The sequence below is a fragment of the Acidiphilium sp. PA genome (assembly GCF_026191915.1).
Classification (GTDB): Bacteria; Pseudomonadota; Alphaproteobacteria; order Acetobacterales; family Acetobacteraceae; genus Acidiphilium.
Map to the genome: position 1 here is coordinate 1 of NZ_JAIMBY010000036.1, position 17097 is coordinate 17097.

General features: G+C 61.7%; 17 protein-coding genes, 2 tRNA genes and 3 pseudogenes. 13 read left to right on the plus strand and 9 right to left on the minus strand.

Annotation, left to right across the window (positions count from 1 at the left end; genetic code table 11):
• Positions 1-385 precede the first annotated feature (385 nt).
• Complete coding sequence (locus AruPA_RS19960) at positions 386-607, minus strand: hypothetical protein (protein ID WP_265638507.1); 222 nt, start codon at positions 605-607, stop codon at positions 386-388.
• Positions 604-924: a hypothetical protein gene (locus tag AruPA_RS19965; protein ID WP_265638508.1), complete on the minus strand. Its 321-nt coding sequence runs from the start codon at positions 922-924 to the stop codon at positions 604-606. Before AruPA_RS19965 ends, AruPA_RS19960 begins: the two co-directional genes overlap by 4 nt.
• Between AruPA_RS19965 and AruPA_RS19970 the strand changes: the two genes are divergently transcribed.
• From AruPA_RS19970 to AruPA_RS19980, 3 genes are read left to right on the plus strand one after another with little or no spacing between them, the layout of a single operon-like run.
• On the plus strand, positions 911-1108 hold the full coding sequence (locus AruPA_RS19970) for a hypothetical protein (protein WP_265638509.1): 198 nt from the start codon (positions 911-913) through the stop codon (positions 1106-1108). The two genes, AruPA_RS19965 and AruPA_RS19970, sit on opposite strands and share 14 nt — an antisense overlap.
• Entirely contained in the window at positions 1105-1503 is a 399-nt protein-coding gene (locus AruPA_RS19975; RefSeq protein ID WP_265638510.1) for a hypothetical protein, read from the plus strand. The genes AruPA_RS19970 and AruPA_RS19975 overlap by 4 nt, the downstream gene beginning before the upstream one ends.
• Before the next feature lie 23 nt (positions 1504-1526).
• Positions 1527-1973: a hypothetical protein gene (locus AruPA_RS19980; RefSeq protein ID WP_265638511.1), complete on the plus strand. Its 447-nt coding sequence runs from the start codon at positions 1527-1529 to the stop codon at positions 1971-1973.
• Between the two features lie 366 nt (positions 1974-2339).
• Here the strand turns inward: AruPA_RS19980 and AruPA_RS19985 are convergent.
• The 5 genes from AruPA_RS19985 to AruPA_RS20005 form a co-directional block, all read right to left on the minus strand.
• Positions 2340-2416 (minus strand) — tRNA-Arg (locus tag AruPA_RS19985).
• Positions 2417-2451: 35 nt separating this feature from the next.
• On the minus strand, positions 2452-2763 hold the full coding sequence (locus tag AruPA_RS19990) for an ETC complex I subunit (RefSeq protein ID WP_029314317.1): 312 nt from the start codon (positions 2761-2763) through the stop codon (positions 2452-2454).
• A gap of 19 nt (positions 2764-2782) precedes the next feature.
• Positions 2783-2856: transfer RNA gene (locus AruPA_RS19995), tRNA-Pro, on the minus strand.
• A 44-nt stretch (positions 2857-2900) separates the two neighbouring features.
• Entirely contained in the window at positions 2901-3386 is a 486-nt protein-coding gene (locus AruPA_RS20000) for a DUF192 domain-containing protein (RefSeq protein WP_265638512.1), read from the minus strand.
• Positions 3387-3402: 16 nt separating this feature from the next.
• Positions 3403-4488, minus strand: coding sequence for an acetoin utilization protein AcuC (locus tag AruPA_RS20005; protein ID WP_265638513.1), 1086 nt, complete (start codon positions 4486-4488; stop codon positions 3403-3405).
• A gap of 54 nt (positions 4489-4542) precedes the next feature.
• On the opposite strand from AruPA_RS20005, the gene AruPA_RS20010 reads away from it, so the two are divergent.
• From AruPA_RS20010 to AruPA_RS20035, 6 genes and pseudogenes are all read left to right on the plus strand, one after another.
• Positions 4543-6108: a peptide chain release factor 3 gene (locus AruPA_RS20010; protein WP_408859054.1), complete on the plus strand. Its 1566-nt coding sequence runs from the start codon at positions 4543-4545 to the stop codon at positions 6106-6108.
• Between the two features lie 62 nt (positions 6109-6170).
• On the plus strand, positions 6171-6914 hold the full coding sequence (locus AruPA_RS20015) for a hypothetical protein (RefSeq protein ID WP_265638515.1): 744 nt from the start codon (positions 6171-6173) through the stop codon (positions 6912-6914).
• A gap of 158 nt (positions 6915-7072) precedes the next feature.
• Entirely contained in the window at positions 7073-7753 is a 681-nt protein-coding gene (locus AruPA_RS20020) for a DJ-1/PfpI family protein (protein WP_265638516.1), read from the plus strand.
• Between the two features lie 377 nt (positions 7754-8130).
• Positions 8131-8712: pseudogene (locus tag AruPA_RS21880) on the plus strand (PAS domain-containing protein); the annotation flags it as partial.
• Positions 8713-8736: 24 nt separating this feature from the next.
• A complete protein-coding gene (locus tag AruPA_RS20030; RefSeq protein ID WP_265638524.1) occupies positions 8737-9762 on the plus strand; it encodes a methyl-accepting chemotaxis protein in 1026 nt (341 codons plus the stop codon).
• Between the two features lie 285 nt (positions 9763-10047).
• Positions 10048-11136: a hypothetical protein gene (locus AruPA_RS20035; RefSeq protein WP_265638517.1), complete on the plus strand. Its 1089-nt coding sequence runs from the start codon at positions 10048-10050 to the stop codon at positions 11134-11136.
• Positions 11137-11231: 95 nt separating this feature from the next.
• Here the strand turns inward: AruPA_RS20035 and AruPA_RS20040 are convergent, their stop codons facing one another.
• Entirely contained in the window at positions 11232-11408 is a 177-nt protein-coding gene (locus AruPA_RS20040; protein ID WP_265638518.1) for a hypothetical protein, read from the minus strand.
• 301 nt (positions 11409-11709) lie between these two features.
• Positions 11710-14022: a catalase/peroxidase HPI gene (gene katG, locus AruPA_RS20045; protein ID WP_408859057.1), complete on the minus strand. Its 2313-nt coding sequence runs from the start codon at positions 14020-14022 to the stop codon at positions 11710-11712.
• A 276-nt stretch (positions 14023-14298) separates the two neighbouring features.
• Here katG and AruPA_RS20050 point away from each other — a divergent pair, with 276 nt between their 5' ends.
• From AruPA_RS20050 to AruPA_RS20065, 4 genes and pseudogenes are all read left to right on the plus strand, one after another.
• Positions 14299-15138 carry an IS5 family transposase gene (locus AruPA_RS20050; protein ID WP_265638521.1) on the plus strand — a complete coding sequence of 280 codons (840 nt, stop codon included), beginning with the start codon at positions 14299-14301 and terminating at the stop codon, positions 15136-15138.
• Between the two features lie 575 nt (positions 15139-15713).
• A complete protein-coding gene (locus AruPA_RS20055) occupies positions 15714-16595 on the plus strand; it encodes an IS1380 family transposase (RefSeq protein WP_265638522.1) in 882 nt (293 codons plus the stop codon).
• Positions 16534-16842 (plus strand): annotated as a pseudogene (locus AruPA_RS21885) (transposase). The gene AruPA_RS20055 and the pseudogene AruPA_RS21885 overlap by 62 nt, the downstream one beginning before the upstream one ends.
• A gap of 98 nt (positions 16843-16940) precedes the next feature.
• Positions 16941-17097 (plus strand): annotated as a pseudogene (locus AruPA_RS20065) (IS1380 family transposase); the annotation flags it as partial.

The window sequence follows — 17097 nt, forward strand, 5'->3', positions numbered from 1 at the left end:
GGCCGGGGATTCTCTGACGCCGCATCAGAATCGTAGAATCCGATTCGGATAGAAACGCAAGCCCCTATTGCGCCGTCCTATCGATCACCCGCTAACGCGCTGTTCCAGGCAAGACAGGGGGGTGTGAATGGTTACATCATATCCCCGAAGCAACTGCTGCCCTGTCCGAAGTTTCGCAAGACCCGCGTGTTTCTCAAACGATACGAGATGAAGCCAAGAGAACACTCGCTGATGCAATAATAAAAATGCGCGCCAACGGCTTCCCAATTGAACATCTTAGCACGTACACTCCGAACAATAGACAATAATTGCATCACATCCGGTCGCGATTACCGCAGCGAATTGTGCGACAGTCATGACCAGCGCGATCCGTGCGGCGGTGAGTTCAACCGGCGATGACAAACCCATCCGCCAGCAGCGTGAAGCCCTGGCCCGCCAGCGCCGCGCCGATCTTGGCCAGCGTGGCATCGGCCGCAAAGAAGTTCGCACCCTTCGCACTGGGGCGGATGTCGTACATCGCGAGGCGTTCCGTGCGGCGATGATGCGTGGTGACGAAGCCGATTGCGTTCGCGGGGCGGTTCGTCGGGATGGTGGGGTGAGTGCTCATGAGTTCGCCAGTGCTTTAAGGCCGGCCTCGATCAGTTGGCGGATGGCCTCGGCTCTCGACGGAACCCGCTGAGCGAAACGAAAATCATCGATCGCCGCTACCAGCGATTTCGACATCGGGGTGATAATCCGCTCCGAATTTGGCTCATCCATGCCCGGAATATACATAAATGCGAAACTAGCGTCAACGACATATATTATGTTGACGCCGATGGCATACATGGCATAATTATGGCCGGCCCGATTGAGAGTTCGCACCTCGCAACCGGGCCTAACCATCAACACCGAATGGAGAAGAATGAAGATGGCTACCAACAATCATACAGGATTCCTGTATCCTGCGAACAACAACACGCCGAACATCGGCGCAATCAAAGCGCTGGTCGAGCGGCAGGTTGGCGAACTCCGCGCCCTGGCAGGTTCGCCTGGCGAGCGCGCCATGCTGACCCGGATTGCCACGCAAGCCATCACACGCGGTCTGAGCGAAGGGGTGGGATCATGAACCGCCGCCGCACCCTCGCCAGCCTCGCCGCTGGCACCGCTGCCGCGCTGGTCGCACCGATCGCTGCTCAGGCCAGCAACCCCGATGCCGAGCTTATCGCCTTGTGCGCCCGTTTCGATGCGAACGAACGGCACTATCTTTCGTTCCACACGGGCGGCGAAAATCACATTCCTGACGATGATGCCCGCGACACCGTGACCGATCCGATTCAGGATGAGCAACGCGCCCTTGCCAGAGAGATCACCAGCCACCGCATCACCACCCTCGCCGGGTTCGCGGCCGTGGCGCAGAGCCTTGGTCTATGGGATTCGCAGATCGGTGAACCGGAGCAACACGGTTGCATCAATGACCAGCTTGTTGCCATGTTGGTCCGGGATGCGAGGGCCATCTCATGACCCGCCATTCTATCCCCGCCGAGATGTTTGATCTGCTGTACCAGATCGGAGAGATCGCCGGCATCCTGCGAGACATAGCCGCGCGGGAGATCAGCGAAAACAAGCCCATAGCCGGCACCGCAATCGATCTGCTTGCTCGGTTGATTATCGAACAAGTCGAAAAGGGGGTGGAGTTTACCCCTGACGGCCCCGTGGACGCGCCTGATCCGAAACCCGGTGGCGCGGCACTGATCAGCGGTCACGACTACACCGCCCCGTCGGATGCAGCATGGCCTGGTGGCCTGGACCTCCGTGGCTTGCACGCTGCCTTATCGGGCACCGTCACGGTACTATGCGGATTGCAGAGCGTCGCGGACGGTTCGGAGATTGACCCGGATGCGTTCGAGCCGGCGCTGGCAACCCTGACGCCGTGGCGTGATCGGGTGCTGGTAGCGCGGGATGAATTGGAGGCCGAGATAACGGGGAAATGATTAGGAAGAATCGATATCCAAATGTTACCCGCTGATGTCTCATAATAAAGAACAGACAAACTTAAAGCACCTTCGGGTGCTTTATTTCTGCGCCTTGTATCCCCCCTGACAAATGCGTGAACGGTATCGTTATCGTTGCAATCTGCGATTGCTGGACGGTGGGGAGTCAGCCGGTAAGACGATTACGGCTCTAATACTGAGCCTCCAAAAAACTTGACGGCCTCGGGGGAACCTGGGGCCGATTTTTTTTGCGGCGGCTTAGGCATCTGGTGCAATTCAGCTATGCGGATTGTTGCCCCGAATGTTGCCCCGAAAGTTTCGAGCAATCATTTACTGCAACGAACGCCCCGTAAGTCATTGATTTTATGGCGACCCCGGCGTGGCTCGAACACGCAACATCCCGCTTAGAAGGCGGGTGCTCTATCCAGTTGAGCTACGGGGCCGCTGCTGGGATCAATTGCTGGTGGTGTGGTTGGCGTCAATGGGTCCAGTTGGCGCGGCGGTCGAACTTGAAGTTATCGGCGTAGGCTTTGGGTTTGCGGGTGTGTTCGGTGGGGATTTCGAGGTCGTAGGCAATGCCGTGGCGTTCGGCGTAGCGTATGGCTTCGTCGCGGGTATCGAACGACAGGCGCACCTCGGTTGCGAGCATATCGGCGGAGCCGGTCCAGCCCATCAGCGGGTCGATGGTTTTCGCCATGGCGGGTTCGAATTCCAGCACCCAGCGGTGGGTTTTCGCCCAGCCGGACTGCATGGCGGTTTTCGGCGGCAAATAGATGCGGGCGCGGTTCATATCGGTTCCTCGTAAAGCATCGGGGCGCCCGGACTCGAACCGGGGGCCTCTTGTACCCAAAACAAGCGCGCTACCAGGCTGCGCCACGCCCCGAATGATCCGCTTCCTATGCCGGGTGCGGCTTCAGCGCAAGCAACTCACTTGTCATCGCCGAATTGCTTGGCGATCACTTTGTCCCCCACGTCGATATCGTCCTTGGCGGTGATGCCGCCCTGCAATTCCAGCGTGGCCGCGACCGGCACGTGGCTCGAAATCACCCGCAGACTTTGCGGCACGGTCTGGTTGGCGATATGGCGGATCGTGCCGTGCGGCCCGATGAACACCATATCCAGCGGCACGAGCGTGTTTTTCATCCACATCTCCGAAACCTGCGGCGGGTTCCACGGAAAGATCATGCCCTGGTCGCCCGCGATGCTCTTGCGGAACATCAGGCCGATTTCCTGCTGGCGCGGCGTCATCGCCTGTTCCACCTTGAAGGTGAAGCGCTTGCCGTGCTGATTGACGATGGTGAGCGTCTCGGTCGGCAGCGGTTTCTGCGGCCCGGTGATTTCGGTATCGGCGTGGGCGATGCCAATCACGCCGCCCACCACGCACGCCAGCACAAATCCCGTCAGTCGCTTCATCGATCCACTCCAAAATTCAGGCGGCCATGGCGCGCACCGCCGGCCGCACCGTCCCGTCTTGCGGCGGATCGGCCAGCGCGGTCAACCAATGCGCCGGCCGCGGCCGCGCCGCACCCCGGAAATAGCGTATCCCGCCCAGCACGTCCAAGGCCGCCCGCGGCAGCGTCGCGGGGATGGGAATATCGTTCAGCACCGCCCAGATCCCCGCCCAGGCGCGCGCCAGCGCATAAGGATTATAGCCGCCGCCGCCCAGCACCATCAGCCGCGGCGCCAGCTCCCGCACCGCCGCCACCGCCGCCCACAGCCCGCGGTTCGACAGCGCCAGCCGGCTCATCGCGTCATCCGCCAGCGCATCCGCCCCCGGCAGCAGCATGATCGCCTCGGGGCGGAACCGTTCGATCCGCGGCACGATCGCGCGCGCCATCAGCCAGCCAAGCTCCGCATCGTTGAACCCTTCCGGCACGGCGAAATTGATCACCCCGCACGCCGCATCCGACGCCATGCCCGTGCGCGGCCAGCGCCCGGCCTCATGCACGCTGATGGTCAGCACCCGCGCATCATCCGCAAACGCCGCCTCCACCCCATCGCCGTGATGCGCATCCAGATCGAGATACACCACCCGCCGCAACCCCTGATCGAGCCAGGCCAGAATCCCCAGCACCGCATCGTTGATGTAACAAAACCCGCTCGCCCGCGCCGGCCAGGCGTGATGATTGCCCGCACCCGGCACCTGCACCACCCCGCCATCCGCCGTCAGCGCCGCCGCCAGCATCGCGCCCCCGGCCGAGGTCGCCGGCCGCCGGTACACCGCCGGGTGGATCGGGTTCGCATCCGCCCCGATCCGAAACCGCGCCCGCAGCTCTTCCGGCAACCCTTGCTCCGCCTCGGCCCGCAGCAGCGCATCGATATAAGCGGGCGCATGAAACCGCTCCAACGCGCGCCGGTCCGCGATCGGTGCCGCGACGAACCGGCCCTCGTCCAGCCACCCCATCGCGCGCGCCAGATCCTCCGCCAGCGGCGCGCGCAGCGTCGCCAGCGGATGCGGCGGCACCGCGATCGGCTCACGATAGATATCGGCGCTGATGAACCGGGCAGGGGTCACGGCCTTTCCCTACACATTGCCGCCCCCGGTTGCTATAATGCGGCGATGGACGACATGACCCTGATCCCCGACCACGCCACCACCCAGGGCGCGCTCCCCCGCCGCACCTTCGCGATCATCTCCCACCCCGATGCCGGCAAGACCACGCTCACCGAAAAACTCCTCCTGTTCGGCGGCGCCATCCACGAAGCCGGCATGGTCAAGGCCCGCCGCGAGCGCCGCAACACCCGCTCGGACTGGATGGCGATCGAGCGCCAGCGCGGCATCTCCGTCACCTCCTCGGTCATGACCTTCACCTGGCACGATGTCGTCTTCAACCTGCTCGACACGCCGGGCCACCAGGATTTCAGCGAGGACACCTACCGCACCCTCACCGCGGTCGATGCCGCCGTCATGGTGATCGACGCCGCCCGCGGCATCGAGGCGCAGACCCTCAAACTCTTCGAAGTCTGCCGCCTGCGCGACATCCCGATCATCACCTTCATCAACAAAATCGACCGCGAAGGCCAGGACCCGTTCACCCTGCTCGATGAAATCGCAAGCACCCTCGCACTCGATGTCTGCCCGATGGTCTGGCCGATCGGCATGGGCGGCCTGTTCCGCGGCTGCTGGGACATCACGCAAAACCGCCCGATCGGCCGCGTTTCCCCGGATGGCGAAATCTTCGCCCCGGTCGATGTGCCGCCCGAACAGATGGCCGAAGTCCAGGACGCGATCGAACTCACCGCCGCCTACCCGGCGTTCGAGGAAACCGCCTTCCGCGCCGGCCACCTCACCCCCGTCCTGTTCGGCAGCGCCCTGAAGGACTACGGCGTGGTCGAACTCCTCGCCATGCTCTCCGCCTTCGCCCCGGCGCCGACCAGCCAGCGCGCCGAACCACACCCCGTCGCCGCATCCGACCCCAGCGTGACCGGCTTCGTCTTCAAGGTCCAGGCCAACATGGACCCCAACCACCGCGACCGCATCGCCTTCACCCGCATCTGCTCCGGCCGCTTTCAGCGCGGCATGAAACTGTTTCACGTCCGCGCCGGCAAAACCATGGCGATCCAGGCGCCTATCTTCTTCTTCGCGCGCGACCGTTCCCTGGCCGAGGAAGCCTGGCCCGGCGACATCATCGGCATCCCCAACCACGGGTCCTTGCGCGTCGGCGACACCCTCACCGAAGGCGAACCCCTCCGCTTCACCGGCATCCCCAGCTTCGCCCCGGAAATCCTCCGCCGCATCATCCTCGCCGACCCGATGCGCGCGAAACAACTCCGCCGCGCCCTCGAAGATCTCGCCGAGGAAGGCGTCGCCCAAATCTTCCGCCCGATGCTCGGCGCGGACTGGATCGTCGGCGTCGTCGGCGCCCTCCAGCTCGACGTGCTCGCCGCCCGCATCGACACCGAATACAAAATCCCGATCCGCTTCGAAGCCTCCCCCTACACCACCGCCCGCTGGATCTCCTCGGCCGACCCCAAACGCCTGAAAGACTTCATCGACGCCAACCAATCCACCATGGGCCTCGACCGCGACGACAGCCCGGTGTTCCTCGCGCGCGACGCCTGGTCCCTGCGCTATGCGCAGGAGCGCGCGCCGGAGATTCACTTCTCGGCAACGCATGAGACGTCGGTGGCGTAGAAAGAGGAAAGCAAGTTGTTCTTTTTTGTAAAAAAGAACCAAAAAACTTCTATACATTGATTATGGAGCCATTGTCCGTCGATCGATCCGCCATTGACCGCGCTGATCGCATCCCGGTATTCGCCCGCCTCGTTCCGCCGCTGCTCATCCTGCTCCCGATCGCCGCGACCCAGATCCCTGTCTTCCGATCGCTATGCGGCATGATCGAACGTCCCGCCGGCGCGATCTTTCCCGTCCTCGCCGTGCTCCGGGCCGACCACATCTACGGCCCGGCCGGCCGCGCCGCGATCCTGATCGGCATCATCGCCGGCATCTACCTCGCCCTCCATTTCGCCCGATTGATCCCCAGGCGCTTCAAAATATTGAACTATTCCCTGGTGAACGCCGCGCTGGCCACCCACGCATCAGGCCGCCGCCCATCGCCAGCCGGAATCCGCATCCGCCTGATCACCGCCCTCGCTGGACTCACCTTGTTCGCTTTGTTCGCCCTGACCCTGATCACCAACGACCTCGATGGTTACCTCCATTGGATGGCCACCGCCGTACCCTACTGGTACGCCCTGCGCCCCAATCCCTTCATTGCCGGCACAATCCTCTCCGGCCAGGGCGTCACCCACAGCCTCCTCTATACGCCGCTCGGTGGCCCCGATCGCCTGCTCCACGCCATCATCACCGGCGCCAAAATCGCGGTCTCGATCGGTGGCTCCGGCATGTTTCTGACAGCCACGATCGTCATCCTCGCCAATGCCCGCACTATCCGCCAAAATACCAGCCGCGACCTTGAAACCCTCCGGCGGTGGGGATGATCATGAATCCAGCTCCCGCGCGGCACGGATGCAGGCAAGCCGTTCTCTTTTGTAAAAAAGAACCAAAGACTTCTATAAAACAACATTAAACCGTCATTGCGAGCCCTTGCGAAGCAATCCAGGCCCGCCCCAACCGCCCACCATGAAGCCCCAACCCCATGCCCCTCCACATCGGCCTCCTGACCTTCCCCCGCGTCCAGCAACTCGACCTTACCGGCCCCTATGAGGTCTTCGCCACCCTGCCCGACACCACGCTCCACCTGATCTGGAAAACCCTCACCCCCATCACCACCGCCACCGGCCTCATCCTCACCCCCACCACCACAATCACCGACTGCCCGCCCCTCGACATCATCTGCATCCCCGGCGGCATCGGCATCAACGCGCTGCTCACCGACGCAACCATCCTCAGCTTCGTCAAAACCCAGGCGAACACCGCGCGCTACATCACCTCGGTCTGCACCGGCGCCCTCCTGCTCGGCGCCGCCGGCCTGCTCGCCGGCAAACGCGCCACCACCCATTGGTCCGCGCTCGACCTGCTGGCGCGCCTCGGCGCCACCCCCGTCAAAGCCCGCGTCGTCCGCGACGGCAACATCCTCACCGGCGGCGGCGTCACCGCCGGGATCGACTTCGCCCTGACCCTCGCGGCCGAACTCGCCTGCCAATCCGCCGCCGAAACCATCCAGCTCGCCCTCGAATACGCTCCCGAACCCCCCTTCAACGCCGGCACCCCCGAAACCGCCCCGCCGGACGTCTTGTCCGCCGCCCGCGCGCGCGGCGCCGCCAGCCGGGCCGAGCGCGAAACGATCATCGAACGGATAACGTCCGGCGCGCGATAAACCCCGCCACCCCAGCATAACGCCAGCCTCAGCCAGCTCGATCAGCCGCTCATTGCTCCGAACCATGATGTGCGCGATGCATGCGAAAACTTCACCGGCCCCTGGCTCTGAGCACCGCAGCGCGGCGCAACCGGAATTTCCAAGCCCCCAGTCCATTAATGAATTCGTAACGTCTGTTTGTTACGAAACCAGTCAATGGATTTAACGCGCTGACAGGACATGGAGCGGCTGCCCGGCAGCTTCCTGGCACGATCGAAGGGGATTTTATTGTGATAAAAAGCTGGTTCCGATCAAAATTGTCGAACGCGAAATTATCAAGCATCGATGCGTTACGCACAAACGTGATGATTGCGGACGAAAATCTGAACATCACGTATATGAACCCAGCGGTTCGCGCGCTCTTGCAAGGCGTGGAATCTGACCTGAAACAGGATCTGCCACGGTTCGATATGGCGACCCTGATTGGCAGCAATATCGATATCTTCCACAAAAATCCCACCCATCAGCGCACCATGCTGGCCAATTTGCGCGAGCGCCACAGCGCGACCATCCGGGTCGGCAAACACGCGTTCGATCTTCTGGTGACGCCATTGCGAAAGCGCAATAAATCGATCGGCTACGTGGTCGAATGGTCCGATGCCGGGCCACGTCTGCTGAATGACGATTTCGCGGCGCAAATGACGGCGATCGGCCGCTCCCGGGCGCGGGTCGAACTCTCGCCCGCTGGCACCATCGTCGATGCGAACGACAATTTTATCAGCTTGATAGGATACTCTCGGGATGAGCTTATCGGCATGAAGCACGCGGCTTTCGTCGAACCTGGCTATCGGGAAAGCGAAGATTACTTGAAATTCTGGCGGGATTTGAATCGGGGGGAATCTCTGGCGGGCGAGTTCAGGCGCATCACCAAGCAAGGGTCTGCCATTGTCGTGCAGGCAAATTACAATCCAATCCTCGACCACGCCGGGAAGGTTGTTAAGATTGTGAAATTCGCGAGCGACGTCACCAAGCGCGTTTTCGCCGTCACTGAAATCGGCCACGCGCTGACTTCGCTTGCCGAAGGTGATCTTGAACAACGCATCGAACACCCGTTCATCCCCGAACTCGACAAGCTCCGAACCGATTTCAATCAGGCGCTTGGCAAACTCCAGCAGACGATGCGGGCCATCGCCGAAAATACCCAGGCCGTGCGGAGCGGCGCCGGTCAGATCACCCAGGCCTCGGACGATCTGGCCCGCCGTACCGAGCAACAGGCCGCAAGCCTCGAACAAACCGCCGCAGCGCTCGACCAGGTCACCGCGACCGTGCACAAGACGGCTGAAGGGGCCGTGGGCGCGCACAATATCGTTGCCGGGGCAAAATCGGATGCGGAACGATCGGGCCAGATCGTGAGCGAGACCGTGCAGGCGATGAGCGGGATCGAACAATCGTCCCACGAAATCGGCAACATCATCGGCGTCATCGATGAAATCGCGTTCCAGACCAATCTGCTGGCCCTGAACGCCGGCGTCGAAGCCGCCCGTGCCGGTGATGCCGGTCGCGGCTTTGCCGTGGTGGCATCCGAAGTGCGCGCCCTGGCGCAACGCTCGGCCGATGCCGCCAAGGATATCAAGACCCTCATCGCGACCTCCGAGCGCCACGTGGAGCTTGGTGTCAAACTCGTCGCGGAAACGGGCCAGGCCCTGACGCGGATTGTTGAACAGGTCAGTCAACTCAACACCGTCGTTGCGGATATCTCGGCTTCGACCCAGGAACAATCGACCGCCCTGCACGAGGTCAATACGGCGATTAATCAGATGGATCAGTTCACCCAGCAAAATGCGGCGATGGTCGAACAGAGTACCGCCGCCAGCCATAGTCTCGCCAAAGAGGCAGATGAACTCTCAAGGCTGGTCGGACAATTCGCCATCGGTACCAGAGACCACGCCCAATCTCCCCGCCACCGGCCCATCGCCCACCCCTCGGCAGCGCAATATGGCATGAACGACCGCATGGCCCGGGCCAGCTAGTCATCCGGAGACCGCAAGGCCGGAGGCGCAGTCCGCATCGATCGACGGAGCGATAAAAAAATCATTTTCTGACGCCCGCGGTTCCCGACATGGTCGCAAGACCGGTAGCGGTGCCGAGATCGTGCCTGTTCCCGGTACGCCATGAACGCATCACATCGACCCGTCACGAGCGGGCGCGGTCCAGCCACCAGCCCGCTCGTTGCAATCGAGTCTCCCCCGGCCCCTCTGGCCGTCATACACCGTCTGCGCTAACGACCCACCGTATCCATCATCGGCGGAGCCCACATGTACACCGACCCTGACCTGACCGATGCCGTCCAGGCCGGTGTGCTGACCCCGCAAACCGCCGCGGATTTCCGCGCCTTCATCGCTCATAATCGCGCCTCCGCCAGTGCCGATGAAGAACAATTCCGCCTGCTCACCGGCTTCAACGACATTTTCGTCTCCATCGCCATAATCCTGGTCCTGGTCGGCGTCGGCTTCGTCGGCGATCGCATCGCCAGCGCCACCGGCACTGGCCTGGCGGATGCCGCCACGGCCTGGGTCCTCGCACTCTATTTCACCGCCCGCCGCCGCATGGCTTTGCCCAGCATCGTCCTGCTGTTCGGCTTCCTTCTTGGCCTGGCTTACGCGGTCTTTGGCCTTGTCGGTGCCAAATTCCCCTGGTGGCTCGTATTCCACCAGCAGGCCTTACTCCCGTCACCACGCAGTATGCCGGAGTTTGTCGTTTTTGCCGCCGCCGCCGTCGTTACCCTCGGCGCCTGGCTGCACTGGCGTCGCTTCAAAGTGCCGATCACCATTGCCTGCACCACCGCCACCACCCTTTTCGCCGCCGCCGCCCTGGTCATCATCCTCATTCCCGGCGCGGACAAATTCCCTGACACACTCACCCTCATCGCCGGCCTCGCCACCTTCGCCTACGCCATGCGCTGGGATCTCAGCGACCCACCCCGCACCACCTACCGCGCGGATGTCGCATTCTGGCTCCATCTTCTCGCCGCCCCGCTTATCGTCCAACCTATCTTCGATGCGTTGCACCTGATGATCGGCGGCGTTGTTGAACCGCCCACCGCCGCGCTGGAACAAAGTGCCATCGCCGTCGTCCTCTATCTCATCCTGATCATTGTCTCGCTTGCCATCGACCGCCGCGCCTTCCTGGCATCGGCCCTGATCTACGTCGTCGCCGCCCTCAACGAAATCTTCCACGCCTCAGGCGTCGTCAGCAGCAACCTAGCCGTCATCGGCCTCGCGATCGGTGCCGCCTTGCTCTTCCTCTGCGCCTTCTGGCCCCAGTCCCGCGCCCAGACCCTCCGCGCGCTCCAGATCCTCCACGTCCCGAAAATCCTACTCGACCGCTTGCCGCAGCCGCGCTAACAAAATGAGTTAAGAAAATTCTTAATCTTTGAATTTAAAACAAGAAAAATTCGAAACGAATAACATTTTTCTTGCCCACCCCCCACCCACCCGGCCTATAAACCGGTGTGAGCACGCCCCGCCCGGCCCTGACCGCCACCCAGAAAACCCAATGCATCGCCGCATTGCTCACTGTCCTGTGCGACCTGATGCTCGCCCTCTGCGATGCCGCCGGCATGCCGGCCACGCTGCACCGCGCCATCCGGGCCTATTTCGCCGCGCTGAACGAGCAATGCGCTGCCATCCTGGCTGACGCCCCAGCCCGAGCCCCTGACCCTGCAACCATCCGCCCCCACCCCGTCGCCAAGCGCCGAGCCATCCGGTCACGGCCGCTTCAGCGCATCCGCCCGCGCCGGAAATCCCCGCGCGTTGCCCACGCCCATCCCGCTACCGACATCCCTTACTCTTGGCGGGTGCCCACTCGGCAAACCGGCGATCGGGCAGAGATCAAACTGGTGCGGATCACCAACGGTTCCCACACGAAAACGGGGCCACCTTGCGGCGACCCCGTTTCATCCGTTCAATCAGATTTGATCAGGCAGCCATCGGCGCGTAGCGCTTGTGGCCCTTCACGTCGTAGCGATCGAGCATCATCACCTTGTCCCATGCCGCGATGAAGTCTTTGACGAAACGGTGCTGACCATCGCTGCCGGCATAGACGTCAGCGATCGCGCGCAACTGCGAATTCGAGCCGAACACCAGATCATTCCGCGTCGCGCGGAATTTCGGCGTGTCGGTCGCCCGGTCCTTGAGCACGAAATGCATGGCGCTCTCGTCGGTCTTTTCCCAGACCAGATCGGTATCGGTCAGATTGACGAAAAACGCATTCGTCAGAACCCCCACCTTGTCGGTGAACACGCCGTGATCCGAGCCGTCGTGATTGACGTTGAGCACCCGCAGCCCGCCGGTCAGAACCGTCCACTCCGGGGCAGTCAGCGTCATCAGATTGGCTTTGTCGAGGAAAAATTCCTCGGGCGCAGCACCTTGGGAGATCTGCTTGAAGTCATCATCGATATAGTTGCGAAACCCATCGACGATCGGCTTCAGCCACTCGAACATTTCAATGTCCGTCAACGCCTGCGTCGTATCGACCCGACCCGGGGTGAACGGCACGCTGGCCGGAACACCCGCAGCCCGCGCCGCGATCTCGACCGCCAAACACCCGCCGAGCACGATCAGGTCGGCCAGCGAGATCTGTTTGCCGCCCGCCTGCCTGCCGTTGAAATCCGCCATGACGTCGCGAAGTTTTTCAACCACCGGGACCGCACGGCGATTGACCGCCCAGTCTCTCTGCGGCGCGAGCGCAAGGCGGCCGCCGTTCGCACCACCGCGCTTGTCACTGTCCCGATACGTCACCGCCGCCGAAATCGCAGTGAAGGCGAGGTCGGAGACCGACAGGCCGGTTGCCATGATCGCCTGCTTCAACGTGGCAATCTCGGCTGGGCCGACGAGTTCGTAGTCGCGCGCCGGCAGCGGGTCCTGCCAGAGCAGATCATCCTCGATTTTCACTTCCGGGCCGAGGTAGCGAAACTTCGGTCCCATGTCGCGGTGGGTCAGCTTGTACCACGCCTTGGAAAACGCCTGCGTGAACGCATCGAAATCGGCCAGGAATTTCTCGCAGATTTTCCGATATTCAGGGTCAAGCTTGAGCGCGATGTCGCTGGTCATCATCATCAGATCGTTCATCTGACCTTTGACATGGGCATCGGGCGTTTTCGGCGCATTCGGATCGGTCGGCGTCCACTGCAGGGCGCCGGCCGGGCTTCTGGTCTGCTGCCACTCGAATTTGAACAGGTTTTCGAGATAGCTGTTATCCCATTGCGTCGGGTTCGGCGTCCAACTGCCTTCGATGCCGTTGGTCATGGTGTATTGCGCAAAACCCGGACCCTTCGGGTTGTTCCAACCCAGTCCCATCGCTTCCATCGGCGCGATTTCCGGCGGCGGCCCGACCTCGGCGGCGGAGACCATGCCATGGCTCTTGCCGAACGCGTGACCGCCGGCGATGAGCGCCACGGTTTCCTCGTCGTTCATCGCCATGCGCGTGAAAGTGATGCGGATATCGCGCGCCGAGCCGAGCGGATCGCCGCTGGCATACGGGCCTTCCGGATTGACGTAGATCAGCGCCTGGTGCGAGGCCGCCAGCGGGTTTTCAAGATCGTAATCCGCGTCGCCATTTTTGCCGCGCCAGCGCTTGTCGCGGGTCACCATGCTGTCGAAACTGGCCACGTCCTTCGGGTCCCAGATTTCCGGGCCCCAATAGGTGGCGTTATCGGCCTCCCACGCATCGAGCCGGCCGCCGCCGAACCCGTAGGTCGGAAACCCCATGATTTCGAGCGCGCAATTACCCGTGAGAATCATCAGATCACCCCAGGAGAGGGCGCTGCCGTATTTGTGTTTGATCGGTTGCAGCAGGCGGCGCGATTTATCGGTATTGCCGTTGTCCCACCAGCTGCTGATCGGCGCAAAGCGCTGCATCGCGGTGCCCGCGCCACCGCGGCCATCCGCGATCCGGTAGGTACCGGCGGCGTGCCACGCCATGCGGATCATCTGCGGCCCGTAATTGTCATAATCAGCGGGCCACCAGGCGACCGGCGTCGTCAGGAATTGCTTGATGTCGCTTTTGAGCGCTTCAAAATCCAGCTTCGCGAATTCAGCAGCATAGTCGAAATCCGGACCGAGCGGATCGGCCGCCAGGCCGTTCTGATGCAACAACTCGACCCTGAGCCGGTCAGGATACCAGTTTTCAAGCGTTGGCGGTGTCCCGAAAGTGCCACCGACCCGATCGCCGCCGAACGGGCATTTGCCGGTCATCTCATGCGTCGCGGTGTTCGTTTTATCGACCGTCATATCGTTCATCAAAATCTCCTTGCGTCGCATCGGACGCGGCCGGGTCAGTCCACCATCGATCCGGCAATGCCATTGCCTCAGTCCGAGGTAATGAGCCTGACCCCCGCCTACAACCCTGCGCCGACAAGCGTGTTGTTTAAACTGAAGATTTCATTACTGTGAACGCAACCCTCCGGCATTTATCGACAACGTTTCTGAAAGCCTGACCTAAAATTCGGTTAATCGGCTTCGTAGGTCTTGATTCCCTGAGTTTGCAACAACTTGGGGAGATTCGCGATGTCTTGGAACGAGGCCCATCGAGCGAAGTATGATGTCATTCGGGCGCGCTATGCAAGCGAGATGTCCGCGGCGGCGTTTGCTTTGATCTCGCCGCTTCTGCCGCCGGCGAAACGGCGCGGGCGTAAGCAGACGGACCCACAAGCCATTCTAAATGCTTTGTTTTATATGATCCGCTGCGGTTGTCCCTGGCGATACCTGCCAAAGGATTTTCCGCCGTTCACCACCGTCCAGAACAGATTTTACGCCTGGCGCGACAGCGGCCTGTGGGCGCAAATCGTCTCGGTCCTCGTGATGACCGCGCGCGAGGCGGAAGGCCGCGAGGCCACGCCGAGCGCTGTGGTGGTCGATAGCCAATCAGTCAAAACGACAGAAGCGGTCGGTCCTCGCGGCTTCGACGCCGGCAAGAAGGTCACGGGGCGCAAGCGCCAGCTCGCCGTTGATACGCTCGGACTGCCCATCGAATGCCAGATCACCCCAGCCAGCATGCAAGACCGCGACGCACTCGCGCCGCTGCTGGGGGCCGTTCGCCGCAAGAGCCCTTGGGTGAAAAGGGCTTTCCTTGACGCGGGTTATCAAGGCGATGAGGCGCAGCGAGCGGCGTTCGAAGCCAGCCACATTATCGTAACGGTCGTCAAGCGGACCGATAAAGAGATCAAGGGATTCGTCGTGTTGCCGAAGCGTTGGGTGGTCGAGCGAACGCTCGGCTGGATCAACCGCGCGCGTCGCCTGTCAAAGGACTTCGAAGCGACGATCAACTCAGCGCTCGCATGGTTGCAACTGGCGCTCGCCTTCCTGATCATGCGACGATTGGCAAGGTCGAAAATCCGACACGTTTGAATTTCGAGTAGGGTTCTCAAGCCAAGTCGTCGATTTGGAGCAAACTCCATGATGTTCAAACAACAGGTTGCGACTGCTTCGCGATTAAGGCGAGTATAGAAATTTCATTGAAAAACCACATTTTTTTCGTATTCATCCGACAATATTTTTTAATCGTATTAAACAGGGTATAAGGTGTATACCATACATTATGGTCTGGATGGACGATTTCCACAAAGGTTTCTGTCTCCACAACATAATCGAAATGACGCTCTCGGCATTGATAGGCGTCGGGCACTGAAATCAGGAAATGCGGCGCGTTAAGCGACTCCAACTGACTTAGCCCGCATTATGCATGAAGGTCGGCGAGCATAGCATAAACCGTTGATTCGGTGTAAGAATGTGTTGTCGAGACAAAACGTCACCACGACGGAACGCCATGCTCGCCTCGGTTGCAAATACCCCAATTCTCCCTGGTCTGTCACCTGTCGCCGGCAAGTCGATCGAGGCCCGGTTCGACGGCGATCTGCTTTCCTCCGACGGGGGGTTGCTGGGGTTAGGCGCCATCGAGCAGCGGGCTCGGCATCGCAAGTCGTTTGGCCGCGTGCATCGATGATCCTCGTGCGCCCGGGCGTGTGGTCTATGGGCTCGACGAAATCATCCGGTTTCGCATGCTGATGATCGCGGCCGGCTATGAGGATGGCAAGGACGCGGACAGGTTGCGCCGCGATCCGATCTTCAAGCTCGCGATGGAGCGCCTGCCCGAGGCGGGGGATTTGTGCTCGCAGGCAACGATCTCGCGCACTGAGAACCTGCCCGGACCCCGCGCTCTGCTGCGCATGGGCATGGCGATGGTCGAGCAATACTGCTCGAGTTTCCGCAGGGTGCCCAACAGCATCGTGCTCGACATCGACGATACCTTCGATGCCGTCCACGGCGTACAGCAACTCTGTTTGTTCAACGCGCATCACGATGAATACGGTTTCCAGCCGATCGTGGTGTTCGATGGTGACGGCCGTATGATCGCCGCCGTGCTGCGCCCCGCATGCCGACCGAAAGGGAGCCAGATCGTCAAATGGCTGCGCCGCCTGATCGATGCCATCCGTAGCCGCTGGCCGCGCACCGCGATCATCCTGCGCGGCGATTCCCACTATTGCACGCCGGAAGTGCTGCGTTTCTGTCGCGCGCGCGACCTGAGTTACATCTTCAGTGTTGCGCCGACATCGACGCTGCGCAAACACGTCATCGCTCTGGAGGCCAGCACCGCGCGGCCCGGGCGGAACAGACACCGGGCGAGAAAGTTCGGAGGTTCAAGGAGTTCCATGATGGTGCGCCAAGCTGGGACCGCGTCGAGCGGATCATCGCGCGCGTCGAGGCCGGACCGATGGGGTCGATACCGGCTTTATCGTCGCCAACCTGAAGGCTGGATCGCCACGCACCCTATATCAAAACATCTACTGCGCGCGCGGCCAGGGTGAAACTCACATCAAGGCGTGAAAGACCCATCGCGCAGCCGACCGCACCGCGTCGTCGCGGGCCAGCACCAACCAGATGCGCCTGTTCCTGGGTATCGGCGCGTACTGGCTGATGTGGAGTTTTAGCTCCCCGATGCCGCGTCGCTCACGCTGGCGTGGCATCCAGTTCGATACCTTGCGCCTGCGCCTGATCAAACTCGCCGTCCAGGTCGAGACTGCGGCGGCTCCGGTTTTTTGGACAGGTGTTTAAGCCTGCATTATGCATGAGGGTTGGCGGACATAGTGTAAACCGTTGATTCGATGTAAGAATTGGGTGTCGACGCCAAATCTTCATCAGCACGGAACGCGATGCCCGCCACGGTTGAAACTACCCCATGCCTCCCCGGTCTGTCACCTGTCGCCGGCAAGCCGGTGGTGGCCCGCTTCGACGGCGAGTTGCTGTCCTCGGACGGCGGTCTGCTGACATTGCGCGAGGTCGAGAAGCGGCTGGGGATCGCCGAGCTTC